At 53.5% G+C, this 17,938-nt stretch carries 10 protein-coding genes; all 10 read left to right on the top strand.

All coding sequences use genetic code 11. The features are described 5' to 3' along the window. Positions 1 to 339: 339 nt before the first annotated feature. The 10 genes from mgtE (at position 340) to BR86_RS0111035 (ending at position 17,814) form a co-directional block, all read left to right on the top strand. On the top strand, positions 340 to 1,692 hold the full coding sequence (gene mgtE, locus BR86_RS0111080) for a magnesium transporter (protein WP_031473911.1): 1,353 nt from the start codon (positions 340 to 342) through the stop codon (positions 1,690 to 1,692). A gap of 120 nt (positions 1,693 to 1,812) precedes the next feature. Further along, positions 1,813 to 3,261 carry a glutamate--tRNA ligase gene (gene gltX / locus BR86_RS0111075; RefSeq protein ID WP_031473909.1) on the top strand — a complete coding sequence of 483 codons (1,449 nt, stop codon included), beginning with the start codon at positions 1,813 to 1,815 and terminating at the stop codon, positions 3,259 to 3,261. Between the two features lie 129 nt (positions 3,262 to 3,390). Next, a complete protein-coding gene (locus BR86_RS0111070; RefSeq protein WP_075034484.1) occupies positions 3,391 to 5,439 on the top strand; it encodes an ATP-dependent helicase in 2,049 nt (682 codons plus the stop codon). 2 nt (positions 5,440 to 5,441) lie between these two features. Continuing rightward, entirely contained in the window at positions 5,442 to 6,029 is a 588-nt protein-coding gene (locus BR86_RS0111065) for a cob(I)yrinic acid a,c-diamide adenosyltransferase (RefSeq protein WP_031473905.1), read from the top strand. A gap of 146 nt (positions 6,030 to 6,175) precedes the next feature. Further along, positions 6,176 to 6,520, top strand: a complete 345-nt coding sequence (locus tag BR86_RS0111060) for a DUF1292 domain-containing protein (protein ID WP_031473903.1) — start codon at positions 6,176 to 6,178, stop codon at positions 6,518 to 6,520. Beyond that, positions 6,495 to 7,349, top strand: a complete 855-nt coding sequence (locus tag BR86_RS0111055; protein WP_051684767.1) for a class B sortase — start codon at positions 6,495 to 6,497, stop codon at positions 7,347 to 7,349. The genes BR86_RS0111060 and BR86_RS0111055 overlap by 26 nt, the downstream gene beginning before the upstream one ends. A 156-nt stretch (positions 7,350 to 7,505) precedes the next feature. Continuing rightward, the gene (locus BR86_RS0111050) at positions 7,506 to 8,525 is read left to right on the top strand and encodes a hypothetical protein (protein WP_031473899.1); all 1,020 of its coding nucleotides are present in this window, start codon (positions 7,506 to 7,508) and stop codon (positions 8,523 to 8,525) included. A 99-nt stretch (positions 8,526 to 8,624) separates the two neighbouring features. Continuing rightward, positions 8,625 to 12,341: a PD-(D/E)XK nuclease family protein gene (locus BR86_RS0111045; RefSeq protein WP_051684766.1), complete on the top strand. Its 3,717-nt coding sequence runs from the start codon at positions 8,625 to 8,627 to the stop codon at positions 12,339 to 12,341. After that, on the top strand, positions 12,341 to 16,108 hold the full coding sequence (locus BR86_RS0111040) for a UvrD-helicase domain-containing protein (RefSeq protein WP_031473895.1): 3,768 nt from the start codon (positions 12,341 to 12,343) through the stop codon (positions 16,106 to 16,108). Before BR86_RS0111045 ends, BR86_RS0111040 begins: the two co-directional genes overlap by 1 nt. A gap of 203 nt (positions 16,109 to 16,311) precedes the next feature. After that, entirely contained in the window at positions 16,312 to 17,814 is a 1,503-nt protein-coding gene (locus BR86_RS0111035) for an RsiV family protein (protein WP_031473893.1), read from the top strand. Positions 17,815 to 17,938 lie beyond the last annotated feature (124 nt).

Raw genomic sequence — 17,938 nt, 5'->3', positions numbered from 1 at the left:
TTATATCTGTCATCCCGGCCGCATGGATGGGAGGCCGTATCCGGGCAAGAGCTTTTCTGCCCGTGGTTTTTTCGTGTGCGAAAATGACAGAGAAGGAATTCCGGGACGAAAAACAAAGAATCTGCAGGGACCAGACCCGCGGCACGGATCGCGCCTTAAGGGTTTTCTTTGTGTGCCCTGCTGCAACGCAAATCGTCCGGAAATGCTGTCTTTCTGCTGATCTAAACTGTCGATCATCATTGAATGCGCAGAAGTCATTCTGCGGACAGATACCGGTTGTTCCGAGACGGAACGGGACCGGTGTTTAGAAAGGAGAAAGAACCGGTGGATAACATGGAAATGGACGAGCTGTTCGATAAACTGAACGCGCTCGTGAAAGAGAAAAAATACCGCGAATTGAAGGCCGAGCTCATCGAGATGAACGAGGTCGACATTGCAAACTTTATGGAAGATCTGAATTCGGAGCAGACGGTGGTGGTATTCCGTATGCTTCCGAAGGAGCTGGCCACGGATGTGTTTGCCGCGCTTCCAGTTGAGAATCAGCAGCAGATTATCACCAGCATCACCGATAACGAGCTCAGCGTCATTGTCAACGACCTCTACGTCGACGATGCGGTTGACATGCTCGAAGAGCTCCCAGCGAACGTCGTAAAGCGTGTTCTCAAGAACTCCAACCCCGATACCCGGAAGCTGATCAATCAGTTTCTGAATTATCCGGACGACAGCGCAGGAAGTGTCATGACGGCGGAGTACATCGGACTCCGCAAGACGATGACGGTTCGGGATGCATTTGAGTATATCCGGGAAAATGGTGTCGACAAAGAGACCATTTACACCTGCTATGTGACCGATAATACGAGATGTCTTGAGGGCGTCATCACGGTCAAGGATCTTCTGATGAATCCTTACGAGACTGTCATCGGCGATATCATGGATGATAATGTGATCAAGGTTACGACCACGGAAGACCAGGAAAATGTGGCAATGATCTTCAACGATTACGATCTTCTGTCCCTTCCGGTCGTGGATAACGAGGACCGTCTGGTCGGCATTATCACGGTCGATGACGTCATGGATGTCATGGAGGAAGAGGCAACCGAGGATATCCAGAAGATGGCGGCGATCATTCCGTCGGAAAAGCCGTATCTGAAGACGGATGTTCTGACACTTGCCAGAAACCGTATCCCGTGGCTTCTGGTCCTGATGTTTTCGAGTCTTTTTACCGGAGCGATTCTTCTGAAATACGAGAATGCCTTTGCGGCGGTTCCGCTTTTGGTAACATTCGTGCCGATGCTGATGGATACGGGCGGAAACTCCGGCAGCCAGGCGAGTACCATGATCATCCGAGGAATGGCGGTCGGTGATATTGAACTGCCGGATGCGGCGCGGGTCCTCTGGAAAGAGGTGCGGGTCGGCATGATCTGCGGTTTTATCCTTGCGTCCGCGAATTTTGTACGGCTGATGATTCAGTATCCGGGGCACACCATGATCAGCTTTGTCGTAGTGCTGAGCGTGTTCTGTACGGTCATCATTGCGAAGAGCATCGGCAGCATGCTTCCGATGCTGGCTAAGGCGATTCATCTGGATCCGGCCCTCGTCGCGTCTCCGATGCTGACGACGGTGGTTGATGCGGCCAGCCTGATGATTTATTTCACATTTGCCAGCAAAATCCTCGGATTGATGAACAACTGACCGATTCACAGGCCGCATTTCAAGTATTTGGACATATATGATGAAATGTGGTAAAATGTAATATAATTTTCAGATTGAAATTGTTCCAAGAATTTCAGAGAATGAGGGGTAAATAAGAATATGAAAATCAGAACGAGATACGCGCCGAGTCCGACCGGAAGAATGCATGTCGGAAACCTGAGAACCGCGCTTTATGCATATCTGATCGCAAAGCATGAGGGCGGCGACTATATTCTTCGAATCGAGGATACCGATCAGGGACGTTTTGTCGAGGGCGCGACCGAGATTATCTATGATACCCTGAAAGGCACCGGACTGATCCATGATGAGGGACCGGATATCGGCGGCCCGGTTGGTCCGTATGTTCAGAGTGACCGTGTCAGAGAAGGCATTTACATGAAGTATGCGAAGGAGCTCGTCGAGAAGGGCGAAGCTTACTACTGCTTCTGTGATAAGGAGAGACTGGAGTCTCTGGCAAGAGAGGTAAACGGCGAGCGCATCATGACCTATGACAAGCACTGCCTGCATCTTTCCAAAGAGGAGATCGAGGCAAATCTCGCAGCCGGAAAGCCGTTTGTCATCCGTCAGAATAACCCGGCCGAGGGAACCACGACGTTCCACGATGAGCTGTACGGAGATATCTCTGTTGACAACTCCGAGCTGGACGATATGGTTCTCATCAAGTCCGACGGTTTCCCGACATACAATTTTGCCAATGTTATCGATGATCATCTGATGGGCATCACCCACGTGGTCAGAGGAGCAGAGTATCTGTCTTCCTCCCCGAAGTACAACCGTCTGTATGATGCGTTCGGATGGGAGATCCCGAAATACATTCACTGCCCGACCATCACCAATGAAGAGCACAAGAAGCTTTCCAAGAGAAGCGGACACGCTTCTTATGAGGATCTGATCGAGGCAGGTTTCATCCCGGAGGCGGTGGTCAACTTTGTGGCGCTCCTCGGATGGTCTCCGACCGACAATACCGAGATCTTCTCACTCGATGAGCTGATCCGTGCCTTTGATTATACGCATATCGCTAAGAATCCGGCGGTCTTCGACATGCAGAAGCTTCGCTGGATGAACAGTGAGTATGTCAAAGCAATGGATGAGGACAAGTTCTATGAGAATGCGCTCCCGTACATCAAAAAGGTGATCACGAAGCCGCTGAATCTCAAGCGCATTGCAGCGATGGTGAAGTCCAGAATCGAGATCTATCCGGATATCCCGGAGATGATCGACTTCTTCGAGGAACTTCCGGAGTACTCCACGGATCTTTACATTCACAAGAAGATGAAGACCACGAAAGAGAACTCTCTGGAACTTCTGAAGGAAGTGATGCCGATCCTTGAGGGACAGGAAGACTGGAGCAATGACGCCCTGTTTGAGACCCTGAAGAAATTCGGCGAGGAGAAGGGATACAAGACCGGTTATATCATGTGGCCGATCCGTACCGCTCTCTCCGGCAAGCAGACCACACCGGCCGGCGCAACCGAACTTCTGGAGGTATTCGGAAAAGAAGAGTCTCTTGCGAGACTGAAGAAGGGCATTGCTCTTTTAGAGGCATAAAACACCTTTTCCGGTCAGATGACGGAAAAGATTCATCAGTGAACAATGGGCTGCCGCGGGCAGCCAGCGGAAAAGAGGGCCGTTTGTGCCCTCTTTTTCCGACAAAGGAAACAGGAGAAAGGAGCGCTCATGGCATTCAGCGAAGCGCAGCAGCAGGCGATCACCCACGGCGAAGGGCCGATGATCGTTCTGGCCGGACCGGGATCCGGAAAGACCACGGTTATTACGCACCGCGTAAAATACCTGACGGAGCAGTACGGTGCAGATCCCGGATCGATTCTGGTGATCACCTTCACCCGTGCCGCAGCGCTGGAGATGAAGGAACGCTATGGAAAACTCACCGGAAAACCGTCCAGGGTCACGTTCGGAACGTTTCACTCGGTTTTTTTCCGGATTCTGAAACTGGCGTATAACTATTCCGCGGACAATATTGTGCGGGAAGAGCAGCAGCGCCAGGTGATCCGGGAACTGTCCGAACGGGCGGGGATTGAGCCGGAGGATGTCAATGAATTCACCTCCCAGGTTCTCTCCGAGATCAGCATGGTGAAATCCGAGCGGATGTCACTTCGGAATTATTATTCCACGAGCTGTCCGGACGAGGTGTTCCGGGGAATCTACAGCGGATACGACGACTGGATGCGGCGCGCGGGACTCATCGATTTTGACGACATGATGGTCATGTGTCTGGAACTCTTTCAGCAGCGAGGGGACATTCTTGCGGCATGGCAGCGGAAATACCGATATATTCTGATTGATGAGTTTCAGGATATCAACCGGCTTCAGTACGAGATCATGCGGATGCTCGCCAGGCCGGAAGACAATCTGTTTATTGTCGGCGATGACGACCAGTCGATCTACCGTTTCCGCGGCGCGAGACCGGAGATTATGCTTGGATTTGAGAAGGATTATCCAACCGCAAAACGGGTGCTTCTTGACGTCAATTACCGCTGTACAGATGAGATCGTGAGGGCGGCGCTCCGGCTGATCGACCATAACCGGAAGCGTTTTCCGAAGGCGATCCGCTCGGCCGGTTCTCACGGAAAAGAAGTCATGACACGGGTGTTTGAGGATCCGAGAGAGGAAGCCGGTTTTCTGGCTTCGGCGATCGGAGAGTACATCCGTTCCGGCGTGCCGGCAAAAGAGATTGCGGTTCTCTACCGGACAAATTCCGGGCCGAGAACGCTGATGGAAGCGCTGATGGGGGACAATATCCCGTTCCGGACGCGCGACCGTGTTCCGAATCTCTACGACCACTGGATTTCACAGAATATCATCGCCTACATCCGGATGGCGATGGGCGATATGGGCCGGAGCGGTTTTCTTCGGATTATGAACCGGCCGAAGCGCTATATCAGCCGGGCGAGTCTGATGTCGGAGACCGTGTCGTGGTTTGATCTGAAAGAATACTACAAAGACAAGGACTGGATGATCCAGAAGATCGAGGATCTGCAGTATGATCTGAAAGCCATCTCCCGGATGTCGCCGCTTGCGGCGGTCAATTACATCCGTCAGGGTGTGGGATATGACGCATTTCTCAGGGAATATGCCGAGACGCGGCATGCGCGGCTGGAAGATCTCATGGAGACGGCGGATGAACTCCGGGACAGCGCGGCAAATTACAGTACATTTGAGGAATGGTTCGCGCATATGGAGGCGTACCGGGAGGAACTCCGCAATCAGGCACAGCAGGGGCAGCTGAATACGGATGCGGTCACGCTGGCAACGATGCACGGCGCAAAAGGACTGGAATTTCAGATTGTCTTCATTCTGGATGCGAATGAAGGCGTAGTCCCGCATAACAAGGCACTTCTGGATGACGATATCGAGGAAGAGCGGAGACTTTTCTATGTCGGTATGACGAGGGCAAAGTTTAGACTGATGGTCTGCGCGGTGAAGGAACGGTTTAAAAAGCCGGTGGAAGTGTCCCGCTTTGTCGCAGACTACGGAGGTATGCCGGAGGCGATGACCGGGAAGGGAACCGCCGGAGGAAACGATGAGGGCCGGGGCTCACATCGCGTTCGTCCGGAAGCCGCAGGCAATGCCGGATCCCGGCTGAGAGCTGAAAAAAGAGGCAATGGAATTCCGGGACGGGCGTCATCGGCCGGGGAATCCGGCGGAGAACATTTTCGGGTACAGAACGGGTTCGGCGTGCGTTCCGATACCTATGACGGGAGGTAAGCATGGGGCTGGTTCATCTTTACTGCGGAGACGGAAAGGGAAAATCGACGGCAGCGGCCGGACTGGCACTGCGCATGGCCGGCAGCGGAAAGCGGGCGGTGATCTGCCGCTTTCTGAAAAATGACCGCTCCGGGGAGGCGGCAGCGCTGAGCCGGATGGAAAACGTCACGGTGATTCCGGCAGCCGGTGATTTCGGTTTTACCTGGAATATGACCGCGGAAGTAAAAAAAGAGGCTGCAAAAGCGAATCTTACGATGTTCCGGAAAGCGGTGGAAACGGTGAATTCCGTCCTCGAAAATGTGGATCATCCGTCAAATGCGGTGGATGATTCCGGTGCAGATTCCGGGGATCTCACGGCAGAGGTGCTGCTTGTTCTGGATGAGGCGTGCGCCGCTGTCAATACCGGTATGATTCCGTTAGAGGAGCTGACCGGCTTTCTGGATCAGCGGCCGGCGGGACTGGAGGTGGTTCTGACCGGGAGAGATCCGGCGGAAGAACTCATCGCCCGGGCGGATTACATCACCGAGTTCCGGAAGCAAAAGCACCCGTATGACCGCGGAATCCGGGCCCGGAACGGTGTGGAATACTGAACGCGGTGTTTCGAAAACCGATTGGAGAAAGAAGTTGCTTTTTTTATGGACGGTCTGATAGAGTGGAGATAGTGTTTAACAGCGACACACAACAGCAGAGATAACGGAAAGGAGAACCGGGCGCGTTCGGCGCACCGGAAAAACAGATGGCAGAGAATAAGAATGGAAATGCGGGCATGGAGCAGGAAGAGCAGCAGAGAGATACTGTGACGGTAATGCTCGATGACGGAAAAGAATTGGAGTGCGTGGTCCTCATGATCTTTGAGGCGGGCGACGGAGAATACATTGCGCTTCTTCCGGAAGAGACGGCGGACGAGCAGGAGAGCACCGTCTTCCTGTATCGCTATTTTGAGGATGAGAACGGTGAGCCGCAGCTCGACAACATCGAGACGGATGAGGAATATGATACCGTGAGTGCTGCGTTCAATGAGATTATCACAGAGAATGGTGATGAGGACATCATCGATGAGGAAGAAGCAAAGAATATGTGACCGTCTGATTCCGGCGGTGCTGATCGCGGTTTTTCTGATCTCATCGGGAATGTTTCTTCGAGACTATCTGAGTTACCGGCAGGCGGATGATGAGTATGCGGCGCTGGACCGGTATATGACGGCGGATGGAGCGGGCATCGGTCCGAATCCGGAATACGGCGAAGCCGGCGGTGCGGATCAGGCGGCAGACGGGAATTCGCAGAAACGTCAGGAAAACGTGCCTTCGTGGGCGCTGCCGTTCGATGTTTTCTATGAACCGCTTCACGTTGATCTGAATGCTCTCTCTGAAAAAAATCCGGATTTTGTCGGTGTGATTGATATTCCGGCGTTGGAGATCCGGTATCCGGTTGTGAAAAGCCATGACAACGAAGAGTATCTTCACCGGACCTTTGACGGAACAAAAAATGCGGCCGGCTGCATTTTCCTGGACAAGGACGCGCCGGCGGATTTATCGGCGCAGAATACGTTTGTGTACGGACACAACATGAAGAACGGCTCAATGTTCGGAAAACTGAAGAACTTCCGGGAGAACGGAACCGTGGACCGCTTCCCGTATGTCCTTCTCTATACGCTGGAGGGGACATTCCGGTACCGAATTTTTGCCTGCAGCGAGGTGGAGGCATCGCACAGCATCTACCACGGATTCGAAGACGGGGATGGCTATGATGCATACATCCGGATGGCACGGAATCTGAGCGCGTATTCCATGCCGGAGAATGATGAGGTGGATTTTGCAAAAAGGCCGAAGCTGCTCTCACTTTCGACCTGTACGGGTTCATCCCACACGATGCGCTATGTCGTACAGTGTGCTCTTGTGGAAAAGAATTGATCATTTCTGACTATTAATGACAGATCTGTGTATGATTTTTCTTAGTAATTGATATAGTCCGGTCGATATTAATAAGAACGGACGATCAGGAACAACGGGTACCGCTTTTCGGGCGGACCAGGGGTGGAAAAAGGCTACAGGAAGTATAGGAAGAACATGAATTTGTACGATATTGAATTCGACGGTCTTCTCGGCAGAAAAAAGAAAGATACGGGTGAGAATCCGGAAGCTGAAAAGACGGAGAAGAAAGATAAAAAGTCCAGACTGAGGGAGCAGCTGGAAGATGTGATCCGCGAGAAAAGGAGATCCTTCTGTCTGGGAATTTCGGGAGTGTTCCGGGCCGAGGCGGAGAGTGAAACGACGATTCTCGGATATATTCGCGGAAAAGTCCGGATCGGAGATAAATGTTATCTGACGGATCCGGGTAAGCGGTTCTTTGAACCGATCCGCATGAAAGTGACCGGCATCTGGGTCAACGGAATTGAGGAGGAAGAAGCGGCAAATCATCAGATCGAGATCAGCATGAAATGCATTGACAGTGAGGCGGAATACGATCCGGATATTGACCTTCGCGTCGGCGCGGTTGTGTATCTCGGCGAAGTGACGCCGCAGGAGATTTTCACCGAATATCTGAATTCCATCGGCGCAGAGTACGTGGTACGGAGAGACCTGAATCTGTCACAGGAAGAGCAGGAGCGATTCAGCCTCAGCGATGCCAGGGAGATCTGGTATTATTTTCACTGCTTTTATAAAGATGATGTGCGCAGTGACAAACTGGATGTTCTGAAACTCCAGTACCGGCGCAAACATGTGCGGAGACTTACCATGCACAAACTGTTTGCGATGGATTATGTGTACTGCATTTTCGGCAAGAATACCGGCGAACCGTATATGTTCCAGGAATCCTTTGACGAAGGTTCGGACAAATACGGAAACCTTCTGCGGGATATCATCCTCTTCCCGGAGACCCATATGTACCGCGCGAAACGCCGGTATAAATCTCCGAACTACAATTTTGTCAAGATTCAGAACGGCCCGGAAGGCGACGGCATATACAAATTTGTATGTGAGACGATTCGCAATAAGGGAATCCGCAAGATCCGGATCTTTGACGAATTGACGGCATTTACCGCCGAAGAGATCCGCAAATACCGGAAACCGGTAAAAAAAGAATAATGAGCAGCACGAACCGGGCGGAGAAAATCCGTCCGGTTTTTTCTGTATCCGTGTATAATAGAGAGCAGAATGAGCTGATAATTTTGGGAGGAAATGCATATGTCTCTAAGATTCATCATCGGTGGTTCCGGATCCGGTAAAACGACAGCACTCTACCGCGATCTGATCCGCGAATCCATGGAAAATCCGGATCGCCGGTATTATGCGATCGTGCCGGAGCAGTTTACCATGCAGACGCAGAAGGAGATCGTGGATCTTCACCCGAATCACGCGGTGATGAACATTGACATTCTGAGTTTTGAGCGGCTGGCATACCGTGTGTTTGAGGAACTTGCTGTCCGGCAGCTCGCCGTGCTGGATGATATGGGAAAGGCCATGGTCATCCGTAAGACGGCGGCCGGGGTGAGAGATGAACTTCGGGTATTCGGCCGGCATCTGGATAAGCCCGGCTTTATCGATGAGATCAAGAGCCAGCTCTCCGAGTTCTTCCAGTACGGGATTCGGGAAGAACAGCTAACGGAGATGCGCGATACGGTGTCCAGCGATCTTCTCCGGGCAAAACTCTCCGATATGCTGACCGTGACGAAGGCATATCATGAATATACAGAAGACAAGATGGCGTCCAGGGAAGAGATACCGGAGATTTTCTGCTCCTATCTTCCGCAGTCCGAGCTTCTGCGGGACGCGGTCGTCACGCTGGACGGATTCACCGGGTTTACGCCGGTTCAGTATCATATTCTCGAAATTCTCCTGAAAATGTGCGCAAAAGTGACAGTGACGGTGACCATGGACGCGGATGAGAGTCCGTATCGGGAAGGTGCGCCGGAGGAACTGTTTCACCTGAGCCGTCACACGGTGTGCCGGCTGATCGATATCGCAGCGGCGCAGGGCGTCCGGCGAGAGGAGGATCTTCTGCTCGGAGCAGGCGGGTATCCCCGGTTTCAGGACAGCCCGGAACTTCAGGTGATCGAGAAAGCCATTTTCCGGAGACGTGATCCGGCCGGGACAGAGACTGTGCGTGCGATCGGCAAAACGGCGCAGAACGGCCTGTTTCTTGTGCGCGCCGCAAACCCGATTCAGGAGGTCAGCCTGATTACGGCGGAGATCAGCCGGCTTGTACGGACGAAATCCTATCGATACCGCGACATTGCCGTGATCACCGGAGCGTTGGATTCGTACCGCGGCATTCTCGAGCATGCTTTTGCGGAAGAGCGGATTCCGTGTTTTATCGACAGCAAAAAGAGTATCATGGAGAATCCGGCGACCGAGCTGATCCGTGCGGCGCTGGAAGTCATTTCGTCTGATTTTTCTTATGAGTCGGTGTTCCGGTATCTGAAGACCGGTCTGGTTCTGCCGTTTCCGGACGGAAGCGGAGACGCCGGCGAGGGTTCCGGCCAGACCCTGTCGTCGGATGGATATTCGGACGAGGAGTGGATCCGCTTTCTGGAAAATTATGTCGCAGCGCTTGGCATCCGGGGCTTTCGCCGCTGGAATTCCGAGTGGATGAAAACGTATCCCGGCGCGGATCTGATCAATCTAAATTATCTGAATTATGTGAGAGAGGCGGTGCTGACGCCGTTCCTTTCGCTGAAAGAGGCATGGGGGAAACGCGGTGTGACCGTGACGGAGCGCACGGCGGCGCTGACCAGGTTTCTGGAAGAATTAAAACTGGAGGAAAAACTCCGGAAAAAGGCTGAGGCGTTTGGCGCGCGGGGAAATGTGGAATTTGAGCGGGAGTACAGTCAGGTTTACGGGCTGATTATCGATCTGTTTGACCGCACGGCGGCGCTTCTCGGAGACGAGAAGGTGAGCCGGGATGAATACAGAGACATTCTGGATGCCGGATTTGCGGAGATCAAAGTGGGTCTCATTCCGGCGGCGGTCGACCGCGTTGTGGTGGGCGACATCACCCGAACCCGTCTTGCGCACATAAAGGTTCTGTTCTTTGCGGGAGTCAACGACGGTATCGTGCCGGCCGCGTCTTCGGGGACCGGAATTCTCTCGGAGTCGGAGCGCCGGCTTCTCCGCCGACAGAATATTGAAATTGCGCCGACCGCAAGGGAGGACGGATTCCTCCAGCGGTTCTACCTTTATCTGGCGTTGACAAAAGCATCGGAGAAACTGTATGTGACGTTCAGCACATCCGATATAGAAGGAAAAGTGATCCGGCCGTCAACGCTGATTGCGCAGCTCCGGAAAATATTTCCGGAAAAGAAAATCGCCGATGCGGATCCGAAAAACCTTGCCGTCTGGTCGCGCGCCGAAGGGCTGCGCAGGCTTGCGGGCGGACTGAGGGAAGGAAGGGATGCCACGGGCGATGTGCTGGAACTCTGGCGAAAATACCGGGCAGAGGAGAAGGCGGTTCCGGCCGGCCGTTCCGAAGAACAAACGGATGGAGGAGAAGCGCTGACCGGCGCAGTCCGGACGGATATCACGACCGGACAGACCGTTCGAAGTCTTCTGGACGCGGCATTTTGGACCTGGACGGATCGGGGGATCGGAAAGACGGCGGCGCGTCTTCTGTACAGTCCGATTCTGCGCGGCTCCATCAGCCGGCTGGAAAAGTATGATCAGTGTGCCTATGCACATTTTCTTCAGTACGGACTGGACCTTTCCGAGCGAAGAGTGTATCAGCTGAAGCAGACGGACATCGGCTCTCTGTTCCACACTTCGATCGAACTCTATTTCCGTGCACTGATGGAGGAAAAGCGGGCCGCCGCGGACGTGACCGAATCCGAGAGGATCGAACGGGTCCGCGAGGCCGTCTCGAAGGCGGCGGGCGACTATGGGAACAGCATTATGGACTCGAGCGCACGGAACCGATATCTGATCCGGCGGATGACGCGGATCGCGGACCGGACGGCGTGGGCGCTCACCGAACACCTCCGCAGAGGGGATTTTGTGCCGGAGGCGCTGGAGATGGCATTTACGCCGCGGGAAGGTCTTGAGGCGATGCGGATTGCCCTCGGAGGCGATGAGTTCCTTGACCTTCGCGGGAGAATCGACCGGGTGGATCTGTGCGAAGATGACAATGATCTGTATCTGAAAATTATCGATTACAAGACCGGTCAGGTCAGATTTGACCTGAAAAGCATTTATTACGGTCTCTCGCTGCAGCTTCCGGTCTATATGGAGGCGGCTCTGGAGAAATACCGCGGCCGTTATCCGGGTAAGACGGTGCATCCGGCCGGCATGTTTTACTACCGGATTTCGGATCCGCTGATTGACCGGAACAAGGCTGCAAAGGAGGAAGACCGGCAGCAGGAGCTCCTCGAGAAGCTGAAAATGAACGGTGCGGTCAATGACGACGGGATTTCCGTGCGGCATCTGGATCACGGAATCGCGGCGGTGGGAACGGAAACGTACAAATCGCCGGTGATCTCGGTGTCGAGATTGAAGGATGGCGCCGCAAAGGGCGCGCTTCTGTTTGACGAGGTTCATTTCCGCGCGCTCGGAAAGTACTGCGGACTCATCATGCGGGACGCCGGCCGGAAGATTCTGGAGGGATCGATCGAAATCAATCCGTATAAGGACGGCGCGAAGAATGCCTGTGAATGGTGTCCGTACCATGCAGTCTGCGGCTTTGATGCGCAGATGGACGGCTTCGCATTCCGAAAGCTTCCGCCGCTGAAAGCGGAAGATATCTGGCCGAGAATCGGAAAGAAGGCAGGGATCACATTTGCCGGAGAAGACGGGGAGGATGAGGAAGCACCGGAGAGCGGCGGGGACCGTCCGGACTGCCCGGCAAAGGGAGAAGTGCCGAAGAACGTAAACGGAAATGAGAAGCCGGAATCCGCAGAGAGGGAGAAGAAATAATGGGTGTGAATTGGACAGCCGACCAAAAGGCCGTGATCGACGCGAGAGGGTCAAATCTTCTTGTGTCTGCCGCGGCAGGAAGCGGAAAAACCGCGGTGCTGGTCGAACGAATTATTCAGAGAATCACGGAGGGCGACCATCCGCTGGACATTGACCGCATGCTGGTGATGACGTTCACCCACAGTGCGGCGGCGGAGATCCGTGAGCGAATTGCGGAGGCAATCGAGAAGAAAATCGGAGAGAATCCCGGAAACCGCCACCTTGAACAGCAGGCGGTTCTGGTTCAGTATGCCCAGATCACAACCATCGACAGTTTCTGTTTGTATCTGATTCATCAGTACTCGGACCGGTTGGATATCGATCCGGCATTCCGGATTGCGGATGACGGAGAAACGGAGCTGATCCGGGCGGATGCCCTCGAAGAGGTGATCGAGGAGTGCTATGCGGAGTGGGGCGATCGCTTCATGGATCTGGCCGAGGCATTCACCACCGGGAATACGGATAAGGGAATCGAGGATACGATTCTGAATGTGTGGAAGTTTTCACAGAGTAATCCGTGGCCGGAGGAGTGGCTGGACCGATGCCGTGCGGAACTCGAGGCCGCAGGGCCCGAAGAACTGGAACAGACGGAATGGATGAAGTTTCTGATATCCGATGTGAGAACTATGGTTCGGGAATGGATCGGCGAACTGGAATATGCCCTCGAAGTGTGCGGGGAGCCGGACGGGCCGGAACCTTACGGAAAAACGATTAACGATGATCTTGAACATCTGAACGGGATTCTGAATGCGGAAGACTATGCGGCCATGTCGGGTGCGGTCGCCTTTCAGCATGCCACGCTGGGGCGGATCGGCAAAAAGATCAAAGATCAGGTTGATCCGGAAAAGCAGGAGCAGGTAAAGAAGATCCGGGATGACTGCAAGAAAAAGACCAGAGCCCTGATCGAACAGTATTTTTCGTCCTCCCCGGAGGAAATGTTCCGCGACATGGAAGCGGGCAGGGAGAACATTCTGACGCTTCTCGATGCGGTCCGGGCTTTTTCCGGGCGGTATGCCCGGAAAAAACGGGAGAAAAATGTCGTCGATTTCGGCGACCTCGAGCATTTTGCACTGGAGATTCTCGGAAGCGGGGAGAAACACGGCCCAGGACCGGAAGCGGATGAGATGGCGCAGGAATTTGACGAGATACTTGTCGATGAATACCAGGATTCCAATCTGGTTCAGGAGGAGCTGATCCAGTTTCTCTCCAGAGAACGGTTCGGCGAGCCGAACGTGGTTATGGTCGGTGACGTCAAGCAGAGTATTTACAAGTTCCGTCTGGCGAGACCGGAACTCTTCATGAATAAATACGATACATACGGTGAGACCGGCATGCACCGGAAGATTGAGCTGCATCAGAATTTCCGGAGCCGGAATGAGGTGTTGGACGCGACCAACGACATTTTCCGCAGGATCATGACGAAAGAGGTCGGGTCCATCGAGTACAATGATGATGCGGCACTTCATCCGGGGGCGGTATTCGAGAAAAAAACGGAAAAAGACTCCCTGTCACTCTCCGCGGAGCTCCTGATTATGGATACCGATCTTGAGAATCTGCCCGAGATAGCGGAAGCCGCGGCAGAAGCGGCAGCGGAAACGGATGGGGATGAGGATGTCGATTACACCTCACGGGAACTGGAAGCCGGGATGATCGCCGGAAAAATCCGGGAACTCACCGATCCGGATCACGGACTTCAGATCTGGGATAAGAATGAAAAATGCTACCGCAGAGCATCGTACGGCGACATCGTGATTCTTCTTCGCGCGACCAGTTCCTGGGCGGAAGATTTTTCTACGATTCTGACACAGCACGGGATTGCGGTTTCGGCCGAGCAGAAGACGGGTTACTTTGATACGATGGAGATCAGCACGGTGATCAATCTTCTTCGGGTCATTGACAATCCGGTTCAGGATATTCCGCTGGCCAGTGTTCTTCGCGCGCCTTTTTCCGGGATTACCGACACGGAACTTGCCCTCATCGCGGCAGAGAACGGGAAGCGGACGGAAGCAGGAAACCGCGGAGAGGGACTGTACGGCGCGGTTCGATCCTTTGCCGAAGCGTATGGACCGGGCAAAACGGAAGACGGAATAATGCCGCAGGAAAATCCGATAAAAACGACGTCGTTCGGGATGGAATATCGGACCGAATCCGGCATCATTCTCCCGCACAAGACACTGCCGGAACAGATTTCCGGCATAAGTCCGGCGGATACCGCAATAAAATTAAAGAAAATTCTACAGCTTATTCATGAACTTCGGGAGATTGCTCCGCAGGTTTCGCTGGATGTTCTCCTTCATAAGATCTATGACGAGACCGGATTTTATCTCTATGCTGCGGCGATGCCGGGCGGTGAGATCCGGCGTGCCAACCTGGATCTGCTGATTGAGAAGGCGAAATCTTATGAGTCATCCAGTTATCGCGGCGTGTTTCATTTCATCCGCTATATTGAGAAGCTCAGGGAGAGAGAGGTTGATTTCGGAGATGCGGGCGGCGTCGATGTCACGAACTGCGTCCGGATCATGACCATCCATAAGAGCAAGGGACTGGAATTTCCGATCGTGTTTGTCTCGGGACTCAGCAAGCATTTCAATCAGATGGATCTGAAAAAAAATATCCTTATCGATGCGGATATGGGCATCGGAACCGATTATACGGACACGAAAAACCGGATTAAGGGAAATACCCTCAAAAAGAATGTGATGAAGCGCCGGCTGATGCAGGAGGCGCAGGGAGAAGAACTTCGCGTCCTGTACGTCGCACTGACCCGCGCAAAGGAGAAGCTCATTCTGACCGGCTCCCTGAAAAACGCGCGGGAAAAGGCAGAGGAGCTGATGAATACGAGATTCCGGGACGGAAAGATTCCGGCGTCGAAACTGCTTGAAAAGAAAACGTATCTGGAGTGGATCCTGATGTCCTGCTCGGAGGGACATCCTCATCTGAAAATTTCCTTTGATACGCCGCGCGGTCAGCTCATGCGGGAGATGGATGAACAGCGGGACCGCGGAGAAGACCGGAGATATCTGGAACAGCTTCCGGACGACGGCATCTGGGATCCGGAATACCGGCGCATACTCGAACGCGCCGGACAGGCGGAATACCCGCACAAAGCGGATACGGTCCTGAATGCGAAGTATTCGGTATCCGAGCTTCGGCAGAAGGAGACGGACGACGAGATTGTTCCGACCGTGCCGCAGTTTATGATGAGTGCGGAAGAAACCGGAGGACCGGTGCGCGGTACGGCCTACCACCGGGTACTCAGCCTGATCCGTTTCGAAAACATAGAGACAGAACAGGATGCGGAGATGGAAATCCGGAGAATTGTTGATGACGGACGGATCGCGGAAGATGAGGCGGCGCTGGTGTCCGCGCGAGACATCTGGAAATTCCTTTCGTCCCCGCTGGGACAGCGGGCGAAAAGAGCGGCGGAGAACGGGAAACTGTTCCGGGAGCGTCAGTTTGTCATGGGCGTTCCGGCCCGGGAGATCGGCACCGGTGAATCGGACGAGCGCGTCCTGATTCAGGGTATCATCGATGCGTATTTTGAGGAAGAAGGCGAATGGGTTCTTCTCGATTACAAGACAGACCGGTCGCTGGACGCAGATGCATTGAAGGAACATTACCGCGCGCAGATTGCACTGTATGAGCGGGCGCTGACCATGTCATCGGGGAAAACAGTGAAGGAGAAATATCTCTACTCGTTCCGTTTCGGAGAACTGCAAGTTTTATAAAAAGAAACATAAAATGAAAGCATAAAACGAATGCAAAAAATGAAAGCATAAAAGGAATGCAAAAATGAAAGCATAAAACGAATGTAAAAATGAAAGCTAAATTCGAACGGAGCGTTGAAAACAGTTTTTCACGCGGCTACTCCGGGTTGCCATGCGGCCGACGGGTGCACAAATGAAAAACAGATCGAATGAGGAAGTGAATTATGATAAAAAAACAGAAAAAACCGTTCCGGGCGGCCATGCTGGCTGCTCTGACAATCTCTCTTGCGGCAGCGGGCGGCTGTGCGAAAAAAGCTCCGGAGGAGCCGACCGCCGATGCAGCGGCGCAGACGATGTTCGAGGGGCAGGCCACGGTGCCGGAAGGCTATCGTATGGCGAGTGACCGTTCGGCGGACGACTGTGCGAAGGAGCTTGGTTATCTTCCGCTGGTTAAGGAAGAAACCGGCGTGATTGCGGTCAGCAAGCCGGACGGCACAGAAGTGCGTGAGGCCGAAGGACTGACCAATGCCGGAATGGCGACATTTTTCCGGGAACATTTTTACTATGTAACGATGGATGCCGCGGGGCGTTCCGTGTGCAGCGCATATGATCCGGAGACGCTTGAAAAAACGGAGGTGTTTCACGCAGACCGGTTCCCGATTGTCCGCGCGGAGAAGGACGGATATGTCTATTATGCGCTGTGCGGAGAAGCGGCGGACGAAAAGGCGGTGAGGTTTTACCGTGCGGCCGCAAACGGAACGGACAATGCGGATGGATTCCCGGTTGAGATCGGCTTTGCGGCGCAGGGGGCCGGTATGTCCGAAATGAAACAGGATCTGACGGAATTCGTGATCGATGGTAATCTCTGCCATTATTATACTGCAAGGGACGGCGCGATCTATGCCGCAACAGCGAAGCTGACGGCGGAGGGCGCGAGAGCACCGGAACTCTCGGAGACACCGGTGGAAACGTCCGTTATGAATACGGTTGGAAAGATGAGCGCGGAGATCGGGGAAGCGCGTGCGGCGGATCCGATCGCTTACCAGGAGCAGCTGAACCGGGCGAAAAAGGAACAGACGGAAGGCGTGGAGACGGAATCCGGTGATTCATCGGTGACCAATCCGGATGCGGCACTGCTTTGCTACTATATAGAAACGATTGAGTTCGATGGAGACAGCGATGCGGCAAAACGCATGACGGAAACCATGGGGAGTGTTCAGCAGGAGATTATCCGGGAAGCGAAGGAACAGGGCGAAGAGATGGCAAAGATGCCGGTTTCTTACGACCATCCGGCGGTGATCACCTGGCGGTTCAGCGGAACCAGAGGTATTTCTCTGGATCGGGAAAATATCCTCTGTGTGGAGGGAGACCGGTATGAGTGGAATGCGGAAAGGGTTTCCCGGAGAAAGCGGTATTTCACCTTTGACAGAGAGAGCGGAAAACTGCTTTCCCTGAACGATATTACCGGGACTCCGGTGGAACAGATTCAGCGGATGGTCGGCGAAGCATTCCGGAAGAAAGCGGAGCAGTCCAATTTTGCCTATGAGTCACCGGAGGCGCTGGAGCATACCGTGGCCGATTCGATCAGTCTGGATTCTCCGTTCTTTCTGACGGATCGGGGAATCGGTTTCTTCTTTGAACCGGGACAGATCGCGGCAGAGTCGGAGGGATTTCCGGAAGTTGTGATTCCGTATGGGGAGTTTGAGATGAAGTATGACATAAAATAAAACGTTTCTCCCCGTGTATCAATCATTCAATAAATTACATAGAATTCAGTATTATTGTTTTCCTGATTTCGTCGATGATGTCAGTAGAATATCCATTATGCCTGTTATTTTTGTGCCATTTAAC

Source organism: [Clostridium] aminophilum DSM 10710, from assembly GCF_000711825.1.
GTDB classification, from domain to species: Bacteria; Bacillota; Clostridia; order Lachnospirales; family Lachnospiraceae; genus Clostridium_R; species Clostridium_R aminophilum.
Note: the sequence above shows the minus strand (reverse complement) of the source record. Positions and strands in the feature narration are given on the sequence as shown.

Bases quoted from the DNA above. Each gene is read 5' to 3' on its own strand.
- mgtE (WP_031473911.1), top strand. From the start codon at position 340: ATGGACGAGCTGTTCGATAAACTGAACGCGCTCGTGAAAGAGAAAAAA.
- gltX (WP_031473909.1), top strand. From the start codon at position 1,813: ATGAAAATCAGAACGAGATACGCGCCGAGTCCGACCGGAAGAATGCAT.
- BR86_RS0111070 (WP_075034484.1), top strand. From the start codon at position 3,391: ATGGCATTCAGCGAAGCGCAGCAGCAGGCGATCACCCACGGCGAAGGG.
- BR86_RS0111065 (WP_031473905.1), top strand. From the start codon at position 5,442: ATGGGGCTGGTTCATCTTTACTGCGGAGACGGAAAGGGAAAATCGACG.
- BR86_RS0111060 (WP_031473903.1), top strand. From the start codon at position 6,176: ATGGCAGAGAATAAGAATGGAAATGCGGGCATGGAGCAGGAAGAGCAG.
- BR86_RS0111055 (WP_051684767.1), top strand. From the start codon at position 6,495: ATGAGGAAGAAGCAAAGAATATGTGACCGTCTGATTCCGGCGGTGCTG.
- BR86_RS0111050 (WP_031473899.1), top strand. From the start codon at position 7,506: ATGAATTTGTACGATATTGAATTCGACGGTCTTCTCGGCAGAAAAAAG.
- BR86_RS0111045 (WP_051684766.1), top strand. From the start codon at position 8,625: ATGTCTCTAAGATTCATCATCGGTGGTTCCGGATCCGGTAAAACGACA.
- BR86_RS0111040 (WP_031473895.1), top strand. From the start codon at position 12,341: ATGGGTGTGAATTGGACAGCCGACCAAAAGGCCGTGATCGACGCGAGA.
- BR86_RS0111035 (WP_031473893.1), top strand. From the start codon at position 16,312: ATGATAAAAAAACAGAAAAAACCGTTCCGGGCGGCCATGCTGGCTGCT.